This window comes from Pantoea sp. nfd-35 (genome assembly GCF_056892255.1).
Genome location: NZ_CP122403.1, coordinates 3,100,314 through 3,125,740 on the forward strand (window position 1 = coordinate 3,100,314; position 25,427 = coordinate 3,125,740).

General features: G+C 54.4%; 24 protein-coding genes, 1 tRNA gene and 1 pseudogene. 1 reads left to right on the forward strand and 25 read right to left on the reverse strand.

Translation table 11 applies throughout. The annotated features are described in order from the left end of the window. Positions 1–53: 53 nt before the first annotated feature. The 20 genes and pseudogenes from P9J57_RS14440 to sdhC form a co-directional block, all read right to left on the reverse strand. A tRNA-Lys gene (locus tag P9J57_RS14440) sits at positions 54–129 on the reverse strand. Between the two features lie 166 nt (positions 130–295). Next, on the reverse strand, positions 296–1,102 hold the full coding sequence (gene cpoB, locus P9J57_RS14445) for a cell division protein CpoB (protein WP_028714944.1): 807 nt from the start codon (positions 1,100–1,102) through the stop codon (positions 296–298). 9 nt (positions 1,103–1,111) lie between these two features. Beyond that, positions 1,112–1,636, reverse strand: a complete 525-nt coding sequence (gene pal / locus P9J57_RS14450) for a peptidoglycan-associated lipoprotein Pal (protein ID WP_014593199.1) — start codon at positions 1,634–1,636, stop codon at positions 1,112–1,114. Positions 1,637–1,688: 52 nt separating this feature from the next. After that, complete coding sequence (gene tolB / locus P9J57_RS14455; RefSeq protein ID WP_014593198.1) at positions 1,689–2,984, reverse strand: Tol-Pal system beta propeller repeat protein TolB; 1,296 nt, start codon at positions 2,982–2,984, stop codon at positions 1,689–1,691. A 115-nt stretch (positions 2,985–3,099) separates the two neighbouring features. Next, positions 3,100–4,395 (reverse strand): cell envelope integrity protein TolA, encoded by a 1,296-nt coding sequence (gene tolA / locus P9J57_RS14460; RefSeq protein ID WP_013025074.1) that lies wholly within the window; start codon positions 4,393–4,395, stop codon positions 3,100–3,102. A 26-nt stretch (positions 4,396–4,421) separates the two neighbouring features. Next, positions 4,422–4,848 (reverse strand): annotated as a pseudogene (gene tolR, locus P9J57_RS14465) (colicin uptake protein TolR). A 13-nt stretch (positions 4,849–4,861) separates the two neighbouring features. Further along, positions 4,862–5,548, reverse strand: coding sequence for a Tol-Pal system protein TolQ (gene tolQ, locus P9J57_RS14470; RefSeq protein WP_013025072.1), 687 nt, complete (start codon positions 5,546–5,548; stop codon positions 4,862–4,864). Next, entirely contained in the window at positions 5,545–5,949 is a 405-nt protein-coding gene (gene ybgC / locus P9J57_RS14475; RefSeq protein ID WP_013025071.1) for a tol-pal system-associated acyl-CoA thioesterase, read from the reverse strand. Before ybgC ends, tolQ begins: the two co-directional genes overlap by 4 nt. A 181-nt stretch (positions 5,950–6,130) precedes the next feature. Beyond that, the gene (gene ybgE, locus P9J57_RS14480; protein WP_014606292.1) at positions 6,131–6,424 is read right to left on the reverse strand and encodes a cyd operon protein YbgE; all 294 of its coding nucleotides are present in this window, start codon (positions 6,422–6,424) and stop codon (positions 6,131–6,133) included. Next, positions 6,424–6,537: a cytochrome bd-I oxidase subunit CydX gene (gene cydX, locus P9J57_RS14485; RefSeq protein ID WP_013025070.1), complete on the reverse strand. Its 114-nt coding sequence runs from the start codon at positions 6,535–6,537 to the stop codon at positions 6,424–6,426. Before cydX ends, ybgE begins: the two co-directional genes overlap by 1 nt. 14 nt (positions 6,538–6,551) lie before the next feature. Then, positions 6,552–7,691 (reverse strand): cytochrome d ubiquinol oxidase subunit II, encoded by a 1,140-nt coding sequence (gene cydB / locus P9J57_RS14490; protein WP_013025069.1) that lies wholly within the window; start codon positions 7,689–7,691, stop codon positions 6,552–6,554. Between the two features lie 11 nt (positions 7,692–7,702). After that, the gene (gene cydA, locus P9J57_RS14495; RefSeq protein ID WP_250330957.1) at positions 7,703–9,274 is read right to left on the reverse strand and encodes a cytochrome ubiquinol oxidase subunit I; all 1,572 of its coding nucleotides are present in this window, start codon (positions 9,272–9,274) and stop codon (positions 7,703–7,705) included. Between the two features lie 632 nt (positions 9,275–9,906). Further along, positions 9,907–10,782, reverse strand: a complete 876-nt coding sequence (sucD, locus tag P9J57_RS14500) for a succinate--CoA ligase subunit alpha (RefSeq protein ID WP_013025067.1) — start codon at positions 10,780–10,782, stop codon at positions 9,907–9,909. Next, entirely contained in the window at positions 10,782–11,948 is a 1,167-nt protein-coding gene (gene sucC, locus P9J57_RS14505; protein WP_013025065.1) for an ADP-forming succinate--CoA ligase subunit beta, read from the reverse strand. Before sucC ends, sucD begins: the two co-directional genes overlap by 1 nt. Positions 11,949–12,016: 68 nt before the next feature. Next, positions 12,017–13,240, reverse strand: a complete 1,224-nt coding sequence (odhB, locus tag P9J57_RS14510; protein ID WP_275234069.1) for a 2-oxoglutarate dehydrogenase complex dihydrolipoyllysine-residue succinyltransferase — start codon at positions 13,238–13,240, stop codon at positions 12,017–12,019. 15 nt (positions 13,241–13,255) lie between these two features. Further along, positions 13,256–16,063 (reverse strand): 2-oxoglutarate dehydrogenase E1 component, encoded by a 2,808-nt coding sequence (gene sucA / locus P9J57_RS14515; RefSeq protein ID WP_013025063.1) that lies wholly within the window; start codon positions 16,061–16,063, stop codon positions 13,256–13,258. 200 nt (positions 16,064–16,263) lie between these two features. Further along, positions 16,264–16,980 carry a succinate dehydrogenase iron-sulfur subunit gene (locus P9J57_RS14520; protein WP_013025062.1) on the reverse strand — a complete coding sequence of 239 codons (717 nt, stop codon included), beginning with the start codon at positions 16,978–16,980 and terminating at the stop codon, positions 16,264–16,266. Positions 16,981–16,994: 14 nt separating this feature from the next. Then, positions 16,995–18,761, reverse strand: a complete 1,767-nt coding sequence (gene sdhA / locus P9J57_RS14525) for a succinate dehydrogenase flavoprotein subunit (RefSeq protein WP_013025061.1) — start codon at positions 18,759–18,761, stop codon at positions 16,995–16,997. Beyond that, complete coding sequence (gene sdhD, locus P9J57_RS14530; RefSeq protein ID WP_013025060.1) at positions 18,762–19,109, reverse strand: succinate dehydrogenase membrane anchor subunit; 348 nt, start codon at positions 19,107–19,109, stop codon at positions 18,762–18,764. Further along, positions 19,103–19,525 (reverse strand): succinate dehydrogenase cytochrome b556 subunit, encoded by a 423-nt coding sequence (gene sdhC, locus P9J57_RS14535; RefSeq protein ID WP_013025059.1) that lies wholly within the window; start codon positions 19,523–19,525, stop codon positions 19,103–19,105. Before sdhC ends, sdhD begins: the two co-directional genes overlap by 7 nt. Positions 19,526–20,115: 590 nt before the next feature. On the opposite strand from sdhC, the gene P9J57_RS14540 reads away from it, so the two are divergent. Beyond that, entirely contained in the window at positions 20,116–21,399 is a 1,284-nt protein-coding gene (locus tag P9J57_RS14540) for a citrate synthase (protein ID WP_014606294.1), read from the forward strand. Between the two features lie 156 nt (positions 21,400–21,555). Here the strand turns inward: P9J57_RS14540 and P9J57_RS14545 are convergent, their stop codons facing one another. The 5 genes from P9J57_RS14545 to P9J57_RS14565 all read right to left on the reverse strand — a co-directional run bounded on the left by P9J57_RS14545 (position 21,556) and on the right by P9J57_RS14565 (position 25,393). Continuing rightward, complete coding sequence (locus tag P9J57_RS14545) at positions 21,556–22,128, reverse strand: GNAT family N-acetyltransferase (RefSeq protein ID WP_014593193.1); 573 nt, start codon at positions 22,126–22,128, stop codon at positions 21,556–21,558. 66 nt (positions 22,129–22,194) lie between these two features. Beyond that, positions 22,195–22,983: an endonuclease VIII gene (gene nei, locus P9J57_RS14550; RefSeq protein WP_022623688.1), complete on the reverse strand. Its 789-nt coding sequence runs from the start codon at positions 22,981–22,983 to the stop codon at positions 22,195–22,197. Between the two features lie 11 nt (positions 22,984–22,994). Beyond that, complete coding sequence (gene pcp, locus P9J57_RS14555; protein ID WP_014593191.1) at positions 22,995–23,642, reverse strand: pyroglutamyl-peptidase I; 648 nt, start codon at positions 23,640–23,642, stop codon at positions 22,995–22,997. Between the two features lie 6 nt (positions 23,643–23,648). Beyond that, on the reverse strand, positions 23,649–24,665 hold the full coding sequence (locus P9J57_RS14560) for a DUF979 domain-containing protein (protein WP_483279267.1): 1,017 nt from the start codon (positions 24,663–24,665) through the stop codon (positions 23,649–23,651). Next, entirely contained in the window at positions 24,665–25,393 is a 729-nt protein-coding gene (locus P9J57_RS14565; protein WP_013025053.1) for a DUF969 domain-containing protein, read from the reverse strand. The genes P9J57_RS14560 and P9J57_RS14565 overlap by 1 nt, the downstream gene beginning before the upstream one ends. Between the last annotated feature and the right edge of the window lie 34 nt (positions 25,394–25,427).

Here is a 25,427-nt window from a genome sequence, read left to right on the forward strand (position 1 = left end):
AGGTTGTGAAGCAATACTGAAGGTTCTCTTGGGGAACAACGTCCTGCGGGAGATGGTGGGTCGTGCAGGATTCGAACCTGCGACCAATTGATTAAAAGTCAACTGCTCTACCAACTGAGCTAACGACCCATCTTCAGGCTTGCCAGACACATCTGCAATGTGTCCCGGCAACGGCGGCATATATTACTGATTTACCGAGGTAGCGCAACCCTTATTTTCTGTTAAAGGGTTCAATTGCCTACCTTTCATGCGGCAAGACCAGAAATCACTCGATATCCGGTCAAACCTGCACAAATTACATACCAGACAACCGTTTTTGCGCCTGCTTAGCAGATTCGGTATCAGGATAAAGTTTGATCACCTGTTGATAAACGGCTTTGGCTTTCGCCGTGTCGTTTTTCTCCTGCATGATCACGCCAACCTTTAACAACGCTTCAGCAGCCTTGGGGGATTTTGGATACTGCTTCACCACCGTGGCGTAATAATACGCGGCGTCGTCTTTCTTGCCTTTGTTATAAAACAGCTGCCCCAGCCAGTAATTGGCATTCGGCTGATACGTCGAATCCGGATAGCGTTTCACCCACGCCTGTAGCGCAGCGATCGCCTGGTCATACTGTTTTTTCTCCAGAATGAGCGCGACAGCAGCATTGTAATCGCTGTTGGCATCGCCACTCTGTACCGGCGCACTGCCGCCGGCTGCAGCGGCACCGGAATCCGTGCCAGAGGCTGCTGCCGCGCCCGCACCGGTGCCATCACCGGCACCTGCGGCTGGCTGGCTGGCGTTGCTGTTATTGCTGCTCAGACTGTCGATCTGCTGATAGATCTGCTTCTGGCGCTCAACAACCTGGTTCAGCTGATAGGTATTTTGCTGGATTTCCCCACGCAACGAGTCGATATCCCGCTGGTTATCACTCATCTGCTGCTGCAGTTGCTGCATCAGCTGTGCCTGGGCGTTTGAGATTCTTTCTAGACTGGTGACGCGGTCTTCGACCGAGCCGGAGCCAACGCTACTGATTGACGCTTGGGCATTAGCGGCCCAGGGGGCCGCTACGCCAATCAGTAACGACAGACTCAACAGGTGATGTCTGAAGTTACTAACCATATGATTCTCTTAGTATACCAGTACGGCACGACGGTTTTTAGCGTAAGCCGCTTCGTCGTGGCCCAGAACGGCCGGCTTCTCTTTACCGTAAGAAACGATAGACATCTGGTCAGCTGACACGCCTTTACCTTGCAGATACATCTTAACGGCGTTAGCACGACGCTCGCCCAGGGCGATGTTGTATTCTGGCGTACCGCGCTCATCCGCATGACCTTCGATGGTCACTTTGTATGATGGATTGCTACGCAGGAAGTTAGCGTGCTGATCCAGCATCTGAGCGTAGTCAGACTGAACATCATATTTGTCCAGACCGAAGTAAACGATGTTGTTCTGTTGCAGCTGTTGCATCTGCAGACGCGCCTGCTCATCAGAAGACATGTTACCGTTGCCGTTCATGCCAGAGTTAGCACCGTAAGCGCCATCAGCACCTGCGCCAGACTGGTCATTGTTGTTATTTTTGTGTGAGCTACACGCCGCAACTGCCATGATTGGCAGAGCCAGCATTAAACCCTTCAGTACTTTGTTCAGTTGCATTTGAAAATTCCCATTATTGTTTATTTTTTTGTAATGTCAGAAAGCTCAAACATTACAGGTACGGCGACCAGGCAGGAAATTTGACCTGTCCATCAGTTGCCGGAAGACGCGCTTTGAAACGACCGTCAGTCGAGACCAACTGCAACACGGAACCCATGCCCTGAGTAGAGCTGTAGATCACCATAGTGCCGTTTGGTGCCAGGCTCGGCGTTTCATCCAGGAACGTGTCCGTTAACGTTTGAACGGCTCCCGTTACCAGATCCTGTTTGGCGACGTGTTGAGCACCGCCACTGGTGCTAATCATCACCATTGATTTACCATCGCTGGCCACATCAGCATCCTGGTTCTGAGCCCCTTCCCAGGTAATACGCTGTGGTGAACCACCATTGATACCAATCTTATAAATTTGTGGTGCGCCAGCCTGGTCAGAGGTGTAAGCCAGCGTCTGGCTGTCCGGGAACCAGGTCGGTTCAGTACTGTTATAACGGCCGTCGGTGATCTGACGAATCTGACCAGAAGCCAGGTCCATTACGTAAAGATTCAGGCTACCGGTTTTCGATAAGGCGAACGCCAGTTTGGTGCCGTCAGGCGAGAACGCCGGTGCACCGTTATGACGTGGGAATGAAGCCACCTGACGCACCGCGCCGTTGGAGAGCGTCTGAATAACCAGCGCCGACTTGCCGCTTTCAAAGGTTACGTAGGCCACTTTGCTGCCGTCTGGAGACCAGGCCGGCGACATCAGTGGCTGTGGTGAACGATGCACGACGAACTGGTTATAGCCGTCGTAGTCCGCCACGCGCAGTTCGTAAGGGAACTGACCGCCGTTGGTCTGCACCACATAGGCGATACGAGTACGGAATGCCCCTTTGATGCCCGTCAGTTTCTGGAACGCTTCATCACTCACCGTATGCGCCGCGTAACGCAGCCACTGTTTCGTGATTTTGTAAGAGTTCTGCGCCAGCACGGTACCCGGAGCACCTGCCGTATCGACCAGCTGGTAAGATACCTGATAGCTGCCGTCGGCGTTAGGCTGAATCTGTCCTACGACGACAGCATCAATGCCCAGTGCACTCCATGCAGCAGGCTGAACTTCCTGCGCGCTGGTCGGCTGCTGTGGCAGGCGAGAACGATCGAGCGGATTAAACTTACCGCTGTTACGCAGGTCAGCCGCGACGATGCCACCGATATCTTCCGGTGCCGCGCCAGGGCCTGCCCACTTGAACGGAACCACACCAATGGGACGCGCGCTGTTGACGCCCTGGGTGATTTCAATGCGAACCTCTGCGTGCAGCACTGCTGCCCACAACAGGATAAAAAAGCCTAACGTTACGCGAAGAGCTTGCTTCATTTTATCTCCCTTATCTGAACCTGAGTCCGCGATAATTGGCACTGTTCCTGAAAACCACGAGTACAACTAGAGTACGGCAAGCTAACCATAGATCAACCTGCCGCCGGTTACTGCATTATTGCGGTCTGAAACGCATCGGCGCGTTTTTAAACACTTCGTACACCGCTTGTGAAGGCGGCTTCGGAATACGTGCCTGCTTCGCTGCCGCGATGGCAGCCTGACAGAGCGCCGGATCGCCCCCTTCTGATTTCACATCAATCAGCATACCGTCAGGAGCAAGTTTAATACGTAAGTCACAGCTTTTGCCGCTATACAGGTCCGCATCGTAAAAACGGCTCTGGATAGCACTGGTAATCTGGCCAAGGTACGCGTTCACATCTGCGCCAGAGGCACCCGCTTTCTTCTGGTTGCCCTGCCCTGCAGCACCGCCAGAGGCGCCGCTTTTCGGTGCATTCTTACCGGACGCTAAGCCGCCCAGCAGATCGTCGACGTCGCTGTCGTTCGCTGCCTCAGCCGCCGCTTTCGCTTTTGCTTCCGCTTTTGCCTTCGCGTCTGCTTTGGCTTTTGCGGCAGCATCGGCCTTGGCTTTTGCTGCGGCTTCGGCTTTTTCTTTCGCGGCTTTCTCTTTGGCTTCAGCCGCCGCTTTCTCTTTAGCTTCCTGCGCGGCCGCGGCTTTCGCTTCGGCGGCGGCTTTCGCTTCTGCCGCTTTGGCTTCTTTAGCGGCTTCCGCTTTAGCCTGCTTCGCGGCTTCAGCCTTGGCCTGTTTCGCGGCCTCGGCAGCCTCGGCTTTCGCCTGTTGTTCAGCCTGTTTCTTTGCTTCGGCCGCGGCGGCTTTCGCCTGTTGCTCAGCCTGCTTCTTCGCCTCGGCCGCAGCCTGCTTCGCGTCTTCCTGAGCCTTTATTTTCGCGTCAGCGGCGGCTTTGGCCTGGGCATCGGCTTCCGCTTTAGCATCCGCTTTGGCTTTCGCGGCGGCCGCCTCGGCCGCTTTCTGCTGAGATTCAGCCTGTTTCGCCGCCGCTTCGGCTGCTTTCTGCTGTTCAGCCTGGGCTTTCGCCTGCTGCTTCGCGTCTTCCTGGGCCTGCAGGCGTTCTTTTTCCAGCTCTTTCAGCCGCTGTTGTTCAGCCGCCTGCTTCTGCTGGAGCTCTTCGGCCTGCTGTTGTGACTGTTTCTGGCGCTGCTGCTCGGCACGCTGACTGTCGCTTTGCTGATTCTGCTGACGATTATATTGCTCAACCACCGCACCGGGATCGACCATAACTGCCTCGATATCGCTCCCGCCGCCGCCGCCGCTGGCTTCAATGTGCTCATTAAATGAGCTCCATATCAGCAGCGCAATCAGCACGATATGCAGAATCACCGAAATGATTATCGCGCGCTTTAATTTTTCGTTTTGCTCGGTTGCCTTCGACACACTCGGTTCCCAAAAACGGTTCGACTTTAAATCGGCTGCGTCATCAAACCGACAGATTTAACTCCAGCCTGATGCAGCAGGTTCAGCGCCTTAATGATTTCATCATAAGGGACCTCTTTGGCACCGCCGATCAGAAAGACAGTTTTCGGATTGGCTTCCAGACGACGTTGCGCTTCGCTAATCACCTGTTCAGGGGGTAGCTGCGATAAACGATCGTGATCCACCACCATGCTGTATTGGCCCACACCGGACACTTCTACAATTACAGGCGGATTATCATCACTGGAAACCGTCTTCGAATCCGCATCCGGCAAATCCACTTCCACGCTTTGGGTAATGATCGGGGCCGTCGCCATAAAAATCAGCAACAAGCACCAGCAAGACGTCCAGCAGTGGAACAATGTTGATTTCCGACTTTAGCTCGCGGCGACCGCGACCACGCACTCGGGCCATCATTTACCTCTGTTTACTTAGCGCTGTCGCTGGAAAAAGCCTGACGATGCAGGATAGCCGTGAACTCTTCCATGAAGTTGTCATAGCCCTGTTCCAGTTTATTGACGCGCTGGTTCAGTCGGTTATAAGCCATTACCGCAGGAATTGCCGCGAATAAACCGATAGCGGTCGCGATCAACGCTTCTGCGATACCCGGCGCAACCATCTGTAGCGTGGCCTGCTTTACGGCCCCCAGGGCAATAAAGGCATGCATAATCCCCCACACCGTACCAAACAGACCAATATACGGGCTGATGGACCCCACGGTGCCAAGGAAGGGAATGTGATTTTCCAACGCTTCCAGCTCACGATTCATGGAAATGCGCATCGCCCTGCTCGCCCCTTCCACTGCCGCCTCAGGCGCATGGTTGTTGACCCGATGCAGACGTGCGAACTCTTTGAAGCCGGCGTAAAAGATTTGCTCCGAGCCTGCCAGCTCTTCGCGACGCGCCTGACTTTCCTGATACAGGCGAGAAAGCTCAACGCCGGACCAGAATTTGTCTTCAAAGGCATCAGCTTCCCTTCCCGCCGCATTCAGAATACGCGTGCGCTGGATAATGATTGCCCATGAAGCAATCGAAAAGCCGATCAAAATCAACATGATAAGTTTGACCAGAAGGCTCGCCTTCAGGAACAAATCAAGAACGTTCATGTCAGTCACTGCTTGAACTCCGCGACAATAGACTTGGGAAGCGCAATCGGCTTCATTAGGTGTGGGTTGATGCAGGCAATCAGGACTTCTGCCTCATTGAGCACTTTGCCTTCTGCATTCACGATACGCTGGGTAAATGTCATCGTCGCCCGGGTCATTGATGTCACTTCACTCTGAATTTCCAGAAGATCGTCAAGACGCGCCGCCGAAAGATAGTCCACCGTCATGCGCCGCACCACAAAAGCAATCTGCTGTTCTAACAGCGTCTGCTGATTGAAATGATGCTGACGCAACATTTCGGTACGTGCTCGTTCATAAAAAGCGATATAGCTGGCGTGATAAACCACACCACCGGCATCGGTATCTTCATAGTAGACCCGAACCGGCCAGCGAAACAGCGTTGTACTCACTCTACATCCCGGCCTCGTTTTAAACGTTGCTACTATACGCAAGACAATTGGGGTTGGGAATGGGCTGCCAGGGCCAGGAGAAAATAATTATCAGTTGGTTACAACCGGAAGGCTTTAGTGGAGGTTTCTTGACCAGACGCTGAAGTAAACTCACGCTTCAGCGTAAAATGCTGACGGGCTGTCAGAGATAAAACCGGCTTACGCCCCACAAGAGTATCACTAATGCGGGTAAAGGGGTAAACAGAGCACGCCAGCGTAATCGTCGCGGACGAAACCCAACACCGTAAATCACGCCGGTGCATACCGCCCAGATGAGCAACACGCCCTGCCACAGCAGAATGCCGCCAGCACCGCTGGCATAACGTGCGGGATTCCACAGCAGACATCCCGCCAGCCAGAGTGCCAGCACCAGTGAAAGGGCCCGGAACGGGCCCTTATCCATCAGACGACAGGTCGTCTGTAGCCATCCGCTCATCAGGATTGTCGATCCGATGCGGCGCTGTCTTCGATATGCTCTATGGCCAGCGCCGTGATGATACCAAAGGCGCAGGCCAGCAAGGTGCCAAGAATCCAGGCAAAATACCACATGTGTTGACTCCTTATCAGTACAGTGAGTTGCTGTTGCTCTCAACATGCTCTTTGGTAATACGGCCAAACATCTTCCAGTAACACCAGCTGGTGTAAAGCAGGATGATGGGCACAAAAATAATCGCGGCAAAGGTCATGGTTTTCAGCGTCAGCAGACTGGAGGTTGCATCCCACATGGTCAGACTGGTGCCCGGTACCGTGCTGGAAGGCATAATAAACGGAAACATGGCAATACCGGCCGTCATAATGACGCAGGCAAGCGTCAGTGAAGAGAACACAAACGCCCATGCGCTTTTGTGCATACGTGAGCACAGCACCGTCAGCAGAGGCAGCACAACGCCCAGCAGTGGGAACAACCACAGCACGGGATGCTGCTGGAAATTCACCATCCAGGCACCGGCTTCGCGCACCACGGTTTTACCCAGCGGATTCGAGGCCGCATAGTGATCAAGCGTACTGGTCACCACATAACCGTCAATGCCGTACTTCACCCACACGCCCGCCAGTGCGAAGCACACCATCATCACCAGCGTGGAAATCTGGGTCGTGGCGCGCGCGCGCAGGTACAGTTCGCCGTTCGTGCGCATCTGCAGGTAGGTTGCGCCCTGCGCCAGTATCATGGCGACGCTCACCACCCCTGCCAGCAGGCCGAAGGGATTAAGTAACTGGAAGAAGTTACCGGTGTAATACAGGCGCATATACTCATCAGCATGAAACGGAACGCCCTGGAGCAGGTTGCCAAAGGCCACGCCAATCACCAAAGGAGGGACGAAGCTGCCGATGAAAATGCCCCAGTCCCAGGCACCGCGCCAGCGCTTGTCTTCAATCTTAGAGCGGTAATCAAAGCCCACCGGACGAAAGAACAGCGACGCCAGCACCAGAATCATTGCCACATAAAATCCTGAAAACGCCGCCGCATAAACCATCGGCCAGGCGGCAAACAGCGCACCACCCGCAGTAATTAACCAGACCTGGTTACCGTCCCAGTGCGGCGCAATGGTGTTAATCATTACCCGACGCTCGGTATCGGTGCGTCCCAGCAGGCGCGTCAGCATGCCCACGCCCATATCAAAGCCATCAGTGACGGCAAAGCCCACCAGCAAAATGCCGATCAGCAGCCACCAGACAAAGCGCAGAACTTCGTAATCAAACATGGCGGTTCTCCTTATCCACGTACCGGCTGAACGGTTTTCGCCATCTGCTCATGGTGATAACGACCCGTTTTCAGGCTACTTGGACCCAACCGGGCAAATTTAAACATCAGGTACATCTCGGCGACCAGGAACAGGGTATACAGACCGCAGATCAGCCCCATGGAGAACAGGATATCCCCAACGGTGAGCGAGGAATTCGCCACAGCCGTAGGCAGCACTTCGCCTATCGCCCAGGGTTGACGGCCGTACTCCGCCACAAACCAGCCTGCTTCAACCGCAATCCACGGCAGCGGAATGCCATACAGCGCGGCCTTGAGTAACCAGCGATGTTTGCCGATACGATTACGAATGACGCTCCAGAATGACAGCGTGATAACGCCGAGTAACAGCACGCCGCAGAGCACCATGATGCGGAAGGCAAAATACAGCGGCGCCACGCGTGGAATGGAATCCTGTGTTGCCTGCTTGATTTGCGCCTCGCTGGCATCTGAGACGTTTGGCGTATAGCGCTTCAACAACAGACCATAACCCAGATCTTTTTTGCTGTGATTAAAGGCATCACGCACGGCCGGATCGGTATTCCCGCTGCGCAGTTCATTTAACAGTGCGTAGGCTTTCATCCCGTTACGAATGCGAACTTCATGTTGGGTCATAAGCTCTTTCAGGCCCGTTACAGGCGTATCCGTAGAACGGGTGGCAATGAGTCCCAGCAGATAAGGAATTTGAATGGCGTAGTGGTTCTCTTGTGATGCCTGATCGGGCAAACCGAACAGCGTAAACGCAGCCGGTGCGGGCTGGGTTTCCCATTCGGCTTCAATGGCCGCCAGCTTGGTTTTCTGCACATCGCCCATTTCGTAACCGGACTCGTCACCCAACACGATGACTGACAATACGGCTGCCATACCGAAACTTGCCGCGATAGCAAAAGAGCGTTTGGCAAACGCCATGTCGCGGCCTTTCAGTAAATACCAGGCGCTGATACCCAAAATAAACATGGCACCCGTGGTGTACCCTGCCGCGACGGTGTGAACAAATTTCACCTGGGCGACCGGATTTAAGACCAGCTCAGAGAAGCTCAGCATCTCCATGCGCATGGTTTCAAAGTTAAACTCAGAGGCAATTGGGTTTTGCATCCAGCCGTTTGCCACCAGAATCCACAGCGCCGACATATTGGATCCCAGCGCCACCAGCCAGGTCACGGCCAGGTGCTGAACTTTGCCCAGCCGATCCCAGCCGAAAAAGAACAGGCCAACAAAGGTGGACTCAAGAAAGAAAGCCATTAATCCTTCAATAGCTAACGGCGCGCCAAAAATATCGCCGACATAATGAGAATAGTAAGACCAGTTGGTGCCGAACTGAAACTCCATGGTCAGTCCGGTCGCCACGCCCAGCGCAAAGTTAATACCAAATAACTTGCCCCAGAATTTTGTCATATCCTTATAAACTTGTTTGCCGCTCAGCACATAGACCGTTTCCATTATCGCCAGCAAAAACGCCATACCGAGCGTTAAAGGTACGAAAAGAAAATGGTACATGGCTGTTAAGGCAAACTGTAAACGCGACAGCTCGACAATATCTAGCATAATGACTCCTTGCTCCTCACCTTAACTCTGTATCCGTACAGACTGAATAAGAGTCAGGAACGACTGATTATTGATTCCAGTTTTGTCATCGACAGGACAGTTCTGTGTGCGGCCTGGGATGAGGGCGTAACCGTTAGCGGTAACCTGTGAAACACCAATGCAGCCGCGTGGTTCAGACGTTTAACGGGGCATAATTTAAAAATTGATGCTTTCCCGTATTTGAACAAACGTTTGATTATTTTTTTAAAAGGCTGGATTGATGCAGCGCAATTTAAGCGCTTAACCGCGCCCTTTGCTAGCAGTAAAGTTTGTTATATATGGCGGGAAATTGATTTGGAATAAGGAAATAATGTGGGAAATATGTTTAAACGGAAGCTTTGTTAAAAATGTGTCACCGGACAATTCAATTTTATATAAATATTTAACTTTATAGCGTGTTTAATAACGCCCATTCTTTTTGCGCCCCAAAAGCCAGGTCAGATAAAGCATAGCAAACACCACGGAAATACTTAAGATTATTTTATGTTATTTAAGGCACGACGCCAATCAGTTATGCGGCAAAAAGGCGTGCTCAGGTTTAAGCGATAAAAAAAGCCACCCGAAGGTGGCTTAATGCATTCCGCCCAGACCGCTTATTTGGCTGGCAGAACCGCTTTCACGGCATCGCCGATGTCAGCCAGGCTGCGTACGGTTTTCACACCTGCGGCTTCCAGCGCAGCAAACTTCTCGTCTGCCGTTCCTTTACCACCGGCAATGATGGCGCCAGCGTGGCCCATACGTTTGCCCTTCGGTGCCGTTACGCCCGCAATGTAGCCGACAACCGGCTTGGTCACGTGCTCTTTGATGAACGCAGCAGCTTCTTCTTCCGCACTACCACCGATTTCACCGATCATGACGATCGCTTCAGTCTGTGGATCGTCCTGGAACATTTTCAGGATGTCGATGAAGTTTGAACCCGGGATCGGGTCGCCGCCGATGCCGACACAGGTAGACTGACCGTAACCGATATCGGTGGTTTGCTTAACGGCTTCATAGGTCAGGGTACCGGAACGCGAGACGATACCGACACGGCCAGGCTGGTGAATGTGGCCCGGCATGATGCCGATCTTACATTCGCCAGGGGTGATTACACCCGGGCAGTTTGGCCCGATCATGCGCACGCCTGCTTCATCCAGCTTCATCTTCACGGTCAGCATATCCAGCGTTGGGATGCCTTCGGTGATGGTGATGATCAGCTTGATACCGGCATCGATAGCTTCCAGGATACCGTCTTTGCAGAACGGAGCTGGCACATAGATGACGGTTGCGGTCGCGCCTGTGGCTTCAACGGCTTCACGCACGGTGTTGAACACCGGCAGGCCCAGATGGGTCGTGCCGCCTTTGCCCGGTGTTACGCCACCAACCAGCTGCGTGCCGTATGCCAGCGCCTGCTCAGAGTGGAAAGTTCCCTGTCCGCCGGTGAATCCCTGGCAAATGACTTTGGTGTTTTTGTCGATCAAAATGGACATTATTTACCCTCCGCAGCAGCAACAACACGCTGTGCCGCGTCTGTCAGACTGGTTGCTGCAATGATGTTCAGACCACTGTCCGCCAGTTTCTTAGCGCCCAGTTCAGCGTTGTTACCTTCCAGACGTACCACGACCGGTACGTTAACACCGACTTCTGCTACTGCACCGATGATGCCGTCTGCGATCAGGTCGCAACGCACGATGCCGCCGAAGATGTTAACGAATACCGCTTTCACCGCGTCGTCAGACAGGATGATTTTAAAGGCTTCGGTTACGCGCTCTTTGGTCGCGCCGCCGCCGACATCCAGGAAGTTCGCTGGCTGGCCACCGTGGTGCTTAACGATGTCCATCGTACCCATCGCGAGGCCTGCGCCGTTAACCATACAACCGATGTTGCCTTCCAGCGCAACATAGTTCAGTTCCCACTGTGTCGCGTGCGCTTCACGAGGATCTTCCTGGCTTGGATCGCGCATTTCACGCAGCTCTGGCTGACGGAACAGGGCATTGCCATCAGCACCCAGTTTGCCATCCAGACAGATCAGGTCGCCCTGCTTGGTGATCACCAGCGGGTTGATCTCAACCATCGCCAGATCGCGCTCCAGGAACATGGTGGCCAGACCCATGAAAATTTTGGTGAACTGGCTGACTTGCTTACCGGTCAGGCCCAGTTTAAAGGCTAACTCACGGCCCTGATAAGGCTGTGGACCGGCCAGTGGATCAAGCGCCATTTTGTGGATCAGGTGTGGCGTTTCTTCTGCCACTTTCTCGATTTCCACGCCGCCTTCGGTCGATGCCATAAAGATGACGCGACGGGTTGCACGGTCAACCACGGCACCCAGGTACAGCTCCTGATCGATATCGGTTGCCGCTTCAACCAGAATCTGGTTTACCGGCTGACCATTGGCGTCAGTTTGGTAGGTTACCAGACGTTTGCCCAGCCAGTTTTCAGCGAAAGCACGGATGTCTTCTTTGCTGTTAACCACTTTCACACCGCCCGCTTTACCGCGGCCACCGGCATGAACCTGACATTTAACTACCCACGGGCCTGCACCGATTTTCGATGCCGCTTCTTCTGCTTCACGTGGTGTAGTACAGGCGTAGCCGGTCGGTGCTGGCATGCCATACCGTGCAAACAGCTGTTTAGCCTGGTATTCGTGTAAGTTCATGATGTTCTATCCATTCAGATCTGAAAAGAGTATTGAGATTGGGCACGCAACGCGTGCCCAGTGATGAATCAGACATCCAGCAGCAGACGCGCCGGATCTTCCAGCATCTCTTTCACTGCGACCAGATAGCCAACAGATTCACGACCATCGATTAAACGGTGATCGTAGGAGAGAGCCAGGTACATCATTGGCAGGATCACAACCTGACCATTGACCGCCATAGGACGATCTTTAATGGCGTGCATGCCCAGAATCGCGCTCTGTGGCGGGTTGATGATTGGCGTAGACATCAGCGAACCGAACACACCACCGTTGGTGATGGTAAAGTTACCGCCCGTCAGATCGTCAACCGTCAGCTTGCCGTCACGGCCTTTCACTGCCAGTTCTTTAATTTTCTTCTCGATGTCAGCCATGCTCAGCGCATCAACGTCACGCAGGACAGGCGTCACCAGGCCGCGTGGCGTAGAGACGGCAATACTCACATCGAAATAGTTGTGGTACACCACGTCTTCGCCATCGATAGAGGCGTTGACTTCTGGATAACGCTTCAGCGCTTCGACCACGGCCTTGATGTAGAAAGACATAAAGCCCAGACGCACACCGTGACGCTTCTCGAACGCATCGCCGTACTGCTTACGCAGATCCATAATCGGCTTCATGTTGATTTCGTTGAAGGTCGTCAACATGGCGGTGCTGTTCTTGGCTTCCAGCAGACGCTCCGCGACGCGCTTACGTAAACGCGTCATCGGAACACGTTTTTCGCTGCGGTTGGCAACAGGCTGCTGAGCCGTTGCTGCACCCGCCGATGGCGCGGCAGCTTTCTCAGCCTGCGGTTTGTTCGCCAGATGTTTTTCAACGTCTTCACGCGTTAAACGTCCGCCCACGCCGGTGCCTTTGATCTGCGCAGCGTCAAGATTATGCTCCGCAATCAGGCGACGGATCGCCGGGCTGAGCGCATCGCTGCTCTCTTCTTCAAGCGACGCTGTCTGACGCTGGGCTGGCGTGGTGTCATTGCTTTCCGCTTTGGCACTGCTTTCTTTACCCGCACTGTTGCCTTCTTTCAGGCGACCCAGGATCTGGCGGGACGTAACGGTTGCCCCTTCGTCTTCCAGCACGGCTTCCAGCACGCCATCGGCAGATGCCGGCACTTCCAGCACGACTTTGTCAGTTTCAATTTCGACGATGACTTCATCGCGGCTGACTGCATCGCCTGGTTTCTTGTGCCAGGTTGCTACTGTGGCATCTGCAACCGATTCAGGCAGGTCGGGAACGAGAATATCTACGCTACTCATTATCTTTCCTTTTAATTAATTGACGTTCAGTGCGTCATTAACCAGGTCTTGCTGCTGTTGTTGGTGTACGGACATATAACCCACGGCCGGAGAAGCCGATGCCGGGCGACCTGCATAACGCAGGGTGGCGCCAAACGGCACGACATCACGGAAATGATGCTGGCTACAGTACCAGGCGCCCTGGTTTAGAGGCTCTTCCTGGCACCAGACAAAGTCCTGTACGTGAGAATAGGCTTTCAATGCTTCCTGTACCGCCTGATGCGGGAACGGGTAAAGCTGTTCGATGCGCACGATGGCAACATCGGTTTTCTCGTCTTTGCGACGCTGTTCCAGCAGATCGTAGTAAACCTTACCGGAGCACAGCACGACGCGTTTTACGCCCTGCGGATCCAGATCGTCGATCTCACCAATGGCCGGCTGGAAACTGCCGTTTGCCAGTTCATCCAGCGACGAGATCGCCAGCGGATGGCGCAACAGCGACTTCGGCGACATCACCACCAGCGGACGGCGCATCCCGCGCAGCGCCTGACGGCGCAGCATGTGATACACCTGAGCGGGCGTCGACGGGACGCAAACCTGCATGTTCTGCTCGGCGCAAAGTTGCAGATAGCGTTCCAGACGGGCAGAGGAGTGTTCCGGGCCCTGACCTTCGTAACCATGTGGCAGCAACATCACCAGGCCACACATACGGCCCCACTTCTGTTCGCCAGAGCTGATGAACTGGTCAATCACCACCTGAGCACCGTTGGCAAAGTCACCAAACTGCGCTTCCCAGATGGTCAGCACGCGCGGCTCAGCCGTGGCGTAACCGTATTCAAACGCCAGCACCGCTTCTTCAGACAGCACCGAATCCCAGACTTTGAACTCGCCCTGGCTGTTATGAATATGGTGCAGCGGCGTATAGGTTGAACCGTTAGCCTGGTTGTGCACGACCGCATGGCGATGGAAGAAGGTTCCACGACCGGAGTCTTCACCCGAGAGGCGAACCGGAATACCTTCATCCACCAGCGTGGCGTACGCCAGATTCTCGGCACCGCCCCAGTCGAACGCTTTCTCGCCTTCGGCCATCAGCTTGCGATCGTTATAGATCTTGGCCACGCGCGACTGCACTTCAATCTGCTCAGGGACCTGACTGATACGCAATGCCAGTTCCTTCAGGCGTTTCATGTCAACCTGTGCCGGATAAGGCTCATCCCATTCGTGGTTCAGATAAGGCGACCACGTGAAGGAGTGCAGGCTCATCGGACGCCATTCCGGCACCACGCATTCGCCCGCATCGAGCGCATCGCGGTACAGGTTCACCATCTCGGTGGCATCTTCCTGCGACGCGACACCTTCGCCTTCCAGACGATCGGCGTAAATTTTACGCGGCGTCGGATGCTTTTTGATTTTCTGGTACATCAACGGCTGGGTAGCACTTGGCTCATCCGCCTCGTTGTGACCATGACGGCGATAGCACACCAGATCGATAAACACATCGCGTTTGAAGGTGTTGCGATAGTCCAGCGCCAGGCGGGTAACAAAGGCCACCGCTTCCGGATCGTCAGCATTGACGTGGAAAATCGGTGCCAGCACCATCTTGCCGATGTCAGTACAGTACGGGGTTGAACGCGCATCTTTCGGGTTGGAGGTGGTAAAACCAACCTGGTTGTTAATGACGATACGTACCGTGCCGCCCACTTCGTAGCCGCGCGCCTGAGACATGTTCAGGGTTTCCTGAACCACGCCCTGACCAATCACCGCCGCATCACCGTGAATGGTGATAGGCAACACTTTATTGCTGACCGGTTCGGCCAGACGATCGAGACGTGCACGTACCGATCCCATGACCACCGGGCTGACAATTTCCAGGTGAGACGGGTTAAACGCCAGCGCCAGATGCACCAGACCACCTTCGGTTTCGATATCCGAAGAGAAGCCCATGTGATACTTCACATCACCGGTGCCCAGATGCTCTTTGTGTTTACCGGAGAATTCGTCGAACAGATCCTGTGGCTTTTTACCCAGTACGTTAATCAGTACGTTAAGACGGCCACGGTGCGCCATCCCCAGTACCACTTCACGTGTGCCGCTTTTGCCCGCATGACGAATCATCTCGCGCAGCATCGGCACCAGCGCATCACCGCCTTCCAGCGAGAAGCGTTTTGCACCCGGGAATTTCGCGCCCAGATATTTTTCCAGCCCTTCTGCCGCGGTCAGCTCTTTCAGGAAACCTTTTTTCTCTTCGCCACTGAATGACGTCTGGCTCGCACCGGATTCGATACGCTGCTGGATCCAGCGTTTCTCTTCGGTGTTATTGATGTGCATATACTCTGCACCAATCGAGCCACAGTAGGTCTGCTTCAGCGCGTCGAACAGATCGGCCAGCTTCATGGTTTCTTTGCCAATGGCAAAAGAACCTACGTTAAAGCTTTCCTGAAAATCGGCGTCGGTCAGATCGTGAAAGGCAGGATCGAGATCGGCAACGCGGTCCTGTTTCCACAGGCCAAGCGGATCGAGATTTGCTTCCTGATGTCCGCGGAAACGAAACGCGTTAATCAGCTGCAGCACTTTCACTTGTTTGGAGTTGGTTGCCGGATCGGTAACTGAGGAGGTGTAACGAGATGCGTCTTTCGCCAGGCGACGGAAATATTCGCGAGTTGCGGAGTGGAACTGCTCAGGTTTCACTCCCGTGCCTGGTAACTGTTGGAACATCGAGCGCCACACTGCATCCACAGAGTCAGGATCGGTCAGGAAATCCTCATAGAGTTGCTCTATGTAAGACTGATTCGCGCCGGCCAGCCAGGAGGAGTCCAGCCAGGGCTTCATCGCGCTGTTCTGCATTGTGATCCCTTAAGCAATGTTATGCTTTTTTGAGGTTTCATTTGTTGCCGCTTTCGCGGTTTGCCGTAGTGAGTTCAGCGATACGAGCACTGTGCGCAGCGCGCGCCCGGCCCGTAAGGGAACCTTTGTAAACGTGGTCGGGACCGCGTTTACAGAGGCTTCCGTAAAATACCGGGAACCTGAGGTTCCCGGTGGTACAACTACGCGCTGCGTTGCAGCAGCATCGACTTAATGTGGCCGATAGCACGCGTCGGGTTTAGCCCTTTAGGACAAACACTTACACAGTTCATGATGCTGTGACAGCGGAAAACGCTGAATGCATCGCTCAGATTATCCAGACGCGCATCCGTTTCCGTATCACGGCTGTCAATCAGGAAGCGGTAAGCGGCCAGCAGGCCTGCAGGACCAATAAACTTGTCCGGGTTCCACCAGAACGACGGGCAAGAGGTTGAGCAACAGGCGCAGAGAATACACTCATACAATCCGTCCAGATGCTCACGCTCGCCCGGCGACTGCAGATGCTCACGCGCTGGCGGGTTTTCACCGTTATTCAATAAGAAAGGCTTAATTTTCTCATACTGGGCATAAAACTGGCCCATGTCCACCACCAGGTCGCGCACGACCGGCAGGCCCGGTAGAGGACGGATAACGATTTTCTGCTTGCCGTTGCCTAACGCCGAGACCGGCGTGATGCAGGCCAGGCCGTTTTTCCCGTTCATGTTCAGGCCGTCTGAGCCGCACACGCCTTCACGGCACGAGCGACGAAACGCCAGGGTAGGATCCTTCTCTTTCAGACGGATCAGCGCATCCAGCAGCATCATGTCACGGCCGTCTTCCGCTTCCAGGGTATAGTCCTGCATGCGCGGTTTGTCATCGACGTCCGGGTTGTAACGATAGATCGAAAATTCAAGTCTCATGATGATCTCCGCAATTAGTAGGTACGCGCTTTCGGCGGGAAGGCCGCACGCAGTTTCGGTTGCATGTTCACCTCACGGCGCGTCATGCTTTCCGTTTGCGGAACATAGAGGCTATGGCACAGCCAGTTGGCATCATCACGTTCCGGATAGTCGAAGCGGCTGTGTGCGCCACGGCTCTCAGTGCGGTAGTTGGCCGCCACTGCGGTGGCATAAGCGGTTTCCATCAGGTTATCCAGCTCAAGGCACTCAATACGCTGTGTATTGAAGTCAGGTGAGCGGTCATCCAGGCGCGCGGACTTCAGACGCTCACGGATCTCTTTCAGTTCAGCAAGCCCTTCACGCATCGCATCGCCTTCACGGAATACCGAGAAGTTGTTCTGCATGCAGCGTTGCAACGCCTTGCGGATTTCAACCGGATCTTCACCCGTGGTGTTATTTTCCCAGCGGTTGAAACGCGCCATCGCGGCATCAATGTTTTCCTGGCTGGCTTCACGCAGTTCACCCTGCTCTTCCAGACATTCAAGCAGATGCACGCCAGCTGCACGACCGAAGACCACCAGGTCCAGCAGCGAGTTGCCACCCAGACGGTTCGCCCCGTGTACCGATACGCAGGCGATTTCACCCACCGCGAACAGGCCAGGAATCACTTCGTCTTCGCCCTGCTCATTCACACGCAGCGCCTGACCGGTGACTTTGGTTGGCACGCCGCCCATCATGTAGTGACAGGTTGGGATAACCGGAATCGGCTCTTTAATCGGGTCAACGTGAGCAAAGGTACGGGACAGCTCAAGGATGCCCGGCAGGCGCGATTCCAGCACTTCCGCACCCAGGTGATCGAGTTTAAGCTTGATGTGCGGGCCCCATGGACCGTCGCAACCGCGACCTTCACGGATTTCCACCATCATCGAACGGGCCACAACGTCACGACCGGCAAGGTCTTTGGCGTTAGGCGCATAGCGCTCCATGAAACGCTCACCATGTTTGTTCAGCAGATAACCGCCTTCACCACGACAGCCTTCGGTGACCAGTACACCAGCACCGGCGATACCGGTTGGGTGGAACTGCCACATTTCCATATCCTGCACAGGCACGCCCGCGCGCAGCGCCATGCCAACACCGTCGCCGGTATTGATGTGGGCGTTCGTCGTGGACTGATAAATACGTCCTGCACCGCCCGTCGCCAGAATGGTGGCCTTGGCTTTGAAGTAAACCGTTTCGCCGGTTTCCATGCAGATTGCCGTACAGCCTACAATGGCACCGTCGTCATTTTTGACCAGATCCAGTGCATACCATTCGGAGAAGATAGTGGTTTTATTTTTCAGGTTCTGCTGGTACAGCGTATGCAGCAGTGCGTGGCCGGTACGGTCGGCCGCTGCGGCAGTACGCGCCGCCTGCTCACCGCCGAAGTTTTTCGACTGACCACCAAACGGACGCTGATAAACGCGGCCGTCATCAAGACGGGAGAAGGGCAAGCCCATGTGCTCCAGTTCCAGAATCGCTTCCGGACCGACGTGACACATGTATTCAATCGCGTCCTGGTCACCGATGTAGTCGGAACCTTTGACGGTGTCATACATATGCCATTCCCAGTTATCGTCATGGGTGTTACCCAGCGCAACGGTGATTCCGCCCTGCGCGGAGACCGTATGGGAACGGGTCGGGAAGACTTTGGACAACAGGGCACAGGTCTGGCCCGACTGGGAGATTTGCAACGCCGCGCGCATACCCGCGCCGCCTGCGCCGATCACCACGGCATCAAATTCTCTTACTGGTAAACTCATTTACACACCCCACACCACAACAAATCCATAAATTGCATATGACAACAGCGCCACTACGATGACCAACTGCAACAGCAGACGCGTTGCCAGCGGTTTAACGTAGTCCGTTAAGACCTGCCACATACCGATCCAGCCGTGGATCAGAATGGAAAACAGCGTCAGGAGCGTGAACACTTTTGTAAATGCAGAAGCGAAGAAGCCACGCCAGATGTCATACGTCAGCGTGTCTGTCATCACCACGAAACCGAGGAGATAGATGATGTAAAGCGTGATGAGGATTGCCGTCGCGCGCAGCAGCAGCCAGTCCTGAATGCCATTGCGACCCAACGCGGATGCATTGCTTACCATACGAGGACTCCTGCTAAAATTGAAAGCACGACAGTAATACCAAACGTCACCTGCGCAGAACGCTTACCTGCTTCGAGCGTTTCGGCCAGATAACCAAAATCCATTAACATGTGACGTATCCCGCCCACTGCATGATAGGCCAGCGCAGTCAAAATGCCCCACATGATGAACTTCGCAAAGAAGCCATTCATGACAGATGCAGCGTGCTGGAAACCTTCAGGAGAAGAGAGGGAAAGACCGAGAAGCCATAACAGGATGCCGAGAGCAACCAGGGTGATGACGCCGGAGACGCGGTGAAGAATGGACGATATTGCAGTAACGGGAAACCGGATCGTCGAGAGATCCAAGTTGACAGGTCTTTGTTTTTTCACGGTTTTGCCCACACAGCTCTTTTTTATTTTGCTTCCTCCGGACATAAGACCTGAACCCTAAACGTGTTCAGACTTTATCCGTCACCAAAATAGCAACATCCAGTGTTAAATGACGTGTTACAAACGCTGGGTGGCTCCTGGTGTCAGGGTATTCCGGAGACCTGGCCGGAAGTATAGGACGATCACATTCTGATTACAATTCCCCTACAAACTCTTTGGAGAATTTTGGGTGGAACAGTGATCATTCTCACGTTTTTCACAATTCATACAAATTTAATTATCTGATTTGACAATAGTTCAACAATTCAGTTACAAACTATCCCGATAAAATCCTATGATGCACAAAAGTTATGGGGATACACTTTCTCCTAAGCTCAAGTTATGTAACATTGCCACTAACAGCTTTTAAAACCATCAGGTTATTGGTTACAAAGAAGTTATGTCCTGACCGGATCTTTAACAACCGCGATATGCACATGTCACGGCTTTACATTTCCTGTGGAACGCGCCTCTCACTCTGTACCCTTCACTGCTTATAATGCAGAGTGACATCGTGAAGTACTGCCTAAATGCAACATGCGCGCGTTTCAGGTGTCGAAAGATCCTTACCTGCCCAAGGCGCTATGGAGACGAAAATGACAGATAAAAAAGTGACGCTAACCCTACCCGACGAAAAGCCTATTGAACTGAAAGTGCTGCAAGGCACGCTGGGCCAGGATGTCGTCGATGTCCGCGAACTGGGTTCTAACGGCCTGTTTACCTTCGATCCTGGTTTCACGTCTACCGCGTCCTGCGAGTCAAAAATCACCTTTATCGATGGCGATGAAGGTATCCTGCTTCACCGTGGTTTTCCCATCGATCAGTTGGCCACCCACTCTAACTACCTGGAAGTGTGCTATATCCTGCTGAATGGTGAAGCCCCGACTCAGAAACAGTTTGAAGAGTTCAAAGTCACCGTTACCCGCCACACCATGATTCATGAGCAGATCACGCGTCTGTTCCACGGCTTCCGTCGCGACTCACATCCAATGGCTGTGATGTGCGGCGTGACTGGCGCCCTGGCCGCGTTTTATCACGACTCGCTGGATGTGAACATTGAGCGCCATCGTGAAATCGCCGCTTTCCGCCTGCTGTCTAAAATGCCTACCATGGCAGCGATGTGTTACAAGTATTCAATCGGCCAGCCGTTCGTTTATCCACGTAACGACCTTTCCTACGCCGGTAACTTCCTGCACATGATGTTTGCAACGCCTTGTGAAGAATACAAGGTCAACCCTGTGCTTGAACGCGCCATGGATCGCATTCTGATTCTGCATGCCGATCACGAGCAGAACGCCTCAACCTCAACCGTCCGTACGGCAGGTTCATCAGGCGCTAACCCGTTTGCCTGTATCGCGGCCGGTATCGCCTCCCTGTGGGGACCGGCGCACGGTGGCGCAAACGAAGCCTGTCTGCGCATGCTGGAAGAGATCAGCACCGTTGAACACATTCCTGAGTTCGTGCGCCGTGCTAAAGACAAAAACGACTCCTTCCGCCTGATGGGCTTTGGTCATCGCGTTTACAAAAACTATGACCCACGCGCGACCGTCATGCGTGAAACCTGTCATGAAGTGCTGAACGAGCTGGGCATGAAAGATGACCTGCTGGAAGTGGCGCTGGAGCTGGAACACATTGCGCTGAACGACCCGTACTTCATCGAGCGTAAACTCTATCCAAACGTGGACTTCTACTCCGGTATTATCCTGAAAGCCATGGGCATTCCGTCTTCCATGTTTACCGTGATTTTTGCCATGGCACGTACCGTTGGCTGGATCGCCCACTGGAAAGAGATGCACGACGAAGGCATGAAAATTGCCCGTCCGCGTCAGCTGTATACCGGTTATACCGAGCGCGACTTTACGTCACAGCTGGATAAATAAGCCTGTCGCCTGGGCGAATATCGCACCGGGCCATCGACGACAAAACGGCTATGCTGACAAGGCATAGCCGTTTTTTTGCCCGAAGGATGCAGGTTCCGTTGAGGCCGGACAGGTTTAACCTTATCGCTAAAGATGCTGTCGGATCACGGCAAAATGTTACTTTTTCGCGGCTGTTTCGCCAGCCTGAGCCGCTCTGAATTTACGCCACTCATCCCGCGTCACCTCCCAGAGTTCAGAGTCATGTTCGCCTGAAACATAGCGTTGCTTTCCCGTTCTGATACAACGCATACCGCTTTTAACCGAGATAGCGACCGACCGCACGTTTGCTGCGGCTTTGGGCGTTCTTAATACCGGTTTATTCAGCACATTGAACCAGTAATCGGTAACGGCATTGCTGGCCTCCGACATGTAACCCTGCCCCTGCCAGTGGGGTACTAACCAGAAGCCGCGATGGTTGTCCGGCGTGTCCATCAGGCTGATGACCCCGATCAGCATCGTCTCCGCTTCCCTGCGCCGTATCGTCCAGTACCAGCCTTTTCCCGCCTCAACAGCGGGTAATGCCACGTTCGCAACAAAGTCTCTGGCGGCGCCGTCCGGATAGGGCCAGGGCACCGAATCGATCAGGTAACGGACAATTTCCCATTGGGGAAACGCCACCTGAATCGCATCCGCGTCCTGCAGGGTGAGCGGTTTTAAAACCAGCCGTTCGGTCAGGATTTCAGGCGTCATGATGGTCTCCCTGCAGCAGAAAACGGAATGATTAACGGAGCCTGCCCGTCAGGCCCGCCTGTCTTTTTATACCTGACAGCCCGGACACCAGTAAAATGGCCGTGAGGATAAAACGCCCTTCTCAATCACCGTGCCGCAGCGCCGACACGTCTTGCCCTGACGATGAAAGACTTCAAAACGAAAGGCAGCTTCGCTGTGATACTTTTTCATCGTGCCACGCATGCGGTAGGCATGACGCGGTACGGACAGCAGCGCGTCGCTGAAGGCGTCAAGCTGTGACTCGCTCAGTGACTGCGCGTTATGGTGTGGAAGCAGCTGTGCCAGCCAGAGGATCTCCACGCGCAGATAGTTGCCTAATCCGGCCAGAAACGCCTGGTCCAGTAATAAACCGCTGAACTGGCGACGGCGGAAGCGCGCTGAGAGCAGGCGCTGCTTTACCTCCTCCGGCGTCAGCGCGGGGCTTAACACATCAGGCCCAATGCGATTCAGGAACGGATGACTGGCCAGGGTTTCCGCATTCAGCAATTCAATATCCGAAGCGCTGTAGAGCAGGATGGCCTGGTCTGCCGTTGCCAGGCGCACACGTAGCTGCCGTTTAGTCTCGGGCTGCACGTCTGGCGACACGATGCGCCAGACGCCGTAAAGTTGATTATGCGAATAGAGCGTCAGACCATTGCTGAAATGTGTCAGCAACGCTTTGCCGCGCGTTTCAATCGACTCTACCTTTTCCCCCACTAATGTGGGCTCGTAAGTTTTTAATGCAGGGAAAGCAAACCAGACGTCGGCCAAAGGCTGCCCGACAATGGCCATTTCAAGCTGATCCGCCACACGGCGAATCTCCGGTCCTTCTGGCATCACTCGTCCTCTTAATGGGTTGCGCCACCCGCTTCCTTGAGATCGTTGGCGGTTTCCAGCGTGGTCTGCACCGCAATTTTCAGCGCCTCGATCACGGTTGCGGCGGGCATGCTGGGTGCGCCAGGATGGTGGACCGCCTGCTCTGGCAGGTAAGGGATATGAATAAATCCGCCACGCGCCGCGCTGTCATGTTGATGCAGCCAGTGCAGCAGACCATACATCACCCGGTTACAGGTAAAGGTGCCGGCGGTTTGCGACACCGAAGCCGGAATACCGGCTTTGCGCACGGCGGCCACAATGGCTTTGATCGGCAGGCGTGAAAAGTAGGCGGCCGGGCCATCCTGCGCAATCGGCTCATCCACGGGTTGATGGCCCGCGTTATCGGGAATGCGGGCGTCATCGACGTTAATGCCGATGCGCTCGACGGTGATATCGCTGCGCCCGCCCGCCTGCCCCACAGCAATAATGGCATCCGGCTTAATCTCTTCCAGCGCCTGATACAACACGTCCAGCACCTCGCTGAACACGACCGGCAGTTGGCGCGTCACAATACGTGCCCCGCCAATCTGCTGGCCTTCAAGCGCGCTGACCGCCTGCCAGGAGGGATTAATGGATTCGCCACCAAAGGGCTCAAACGCCGTCATCAATACCGTTTTCATGCTGCCTCACAGAAACATCAGGAAATAGAGTAAAAACACGTTAACAATTAACAGTAGCACACCGGTTGGGACCTGAGCTTTGATGACCGCGTTACGATCCGGCAACTCCAGCAGCGCGGCGGGCACGATATTAAAGTTCGCGGCCATTGGTGTCATTAAGGTTCCGCAGTAGCCGGAAAACATGCCGATTGCCGCCATGACAGCCGGATTACCACCATGTTGTAGCACCAGAATGGGAATGCCCACACCGGCGGTAATAATCGGGAAAGCGGCAAAGGCGTTGCCCATGACCATAGTTAACAGCGCAATGCCAACAGCGTAAACGGTCACGGCAATAAAGCGGTTATCGACCGCCAGATAATGTTCGGTCAGATGCGAGATGGCGCCGCCCACGCCCGCAGCGGTGAACAACAGCCCCAGCGTGGCCAGAATTTGCGGTAGCAGGAAAGCCCAGCCCACACAATCCAGCAGACGCCGGGTTTCCTGCATCGACTGAACCGGCTTCTCATGCGTCAGTTTCATGGCGATTAGCCAGCCCAGCAGGCAGCCCACCGTCATGGAAAACAGCGTGACCAGGGTGGAATGATTGCCGGGTCCAAATACCCCGTTCTGCAAACCGGGAATATTATTAAAGGCCAGAACGCCAACCACCGTTACGACAGGAATCGCTAACGCAGGCAGAAAGAGTTTATTTTTAAGGCGTTGTGCGCTGGCCTCTTTTTCCTCTTCGCTACGTTGATGGTAGCGACCAAGCTTTACGCCACCACAGCCGGCAATTAAGCCCATCAGCACAACTGCCACGCCCACGGTAATATGCAGGGTGCGCGTGCCGCTCTGTGTTGATCCCATCAGCTGTGACATCAGCTGCGTTGTCCAGTCCCCCACCAAAAAAATCAGACCGTATAAGCCCCAAAACAGGCCGGTGGTAAAGCGACGTGGGTTCCCGCTGTCACGCCAGGATAAAAAAGCCACGACCAGCAGAATCACGCCAGCCAGCCACATCAAATATTGTTGCTGGAACATTAGCGATCTCCTCTGGCGTTGATGGCCTGGCTGTTGATGGCACTCAGTTCACGCGCGAGCTGACGGTCCAGCCTTATCAGGCGCGCGGAGTGAATCAGAAAAGCCGCAATGGCCGTTGGAATGCCCCACAGCGCGATATGCAGCGGCTCGGTCTGAATACCGGCGGACTCCTGCATAAAGTTGTGCATAAAGATGATGGCGCCAAAGGCGACAAAGATATCTTCGCCAAAGAACAGGCCGACGTTATCCGTCGCAGCGGACATGGCTCGCAGGCGATGGCGAATCTCAGGCGACAGTTCACCGTAACGGCTTTCGCTGGCCCCTTCGGCCATCGGTGCCAGCAGCGGTCGCACCATTTGCGGGTGACCACCCAGGCTGGTCAGCCCCAGCGCCGCAGTGATCTCGCGTACAAACAGGTAGATGATGAGCAGTCGCCCTGCCGTCGCCGTTTTAATCTGTGCGATCCACGTCTGGGCGCGCTGTTTCAGACCATGGCGCTCCAGCAGGCCAATGACCGCCAGCGGCAACAGCAAAATAAGCGGCAGATTGCGGGTATTCAGGAAGCCCTCGCCCAGTTTTTGCAGAATATCGCCCAGCGGCATCATGGCGGCAATCCCGGTGACGAAGCCCGCAACGATCACCACCAGTACCGGATTAAAGCGTAAAACGAAGCCTGCGACGATGGCAGCAATGCCCAGTAGTGGCCAGAGATTCACTACGCTGTCCATATTTTCCCCTTGTGATAGACCAAAAAAAGCCTGA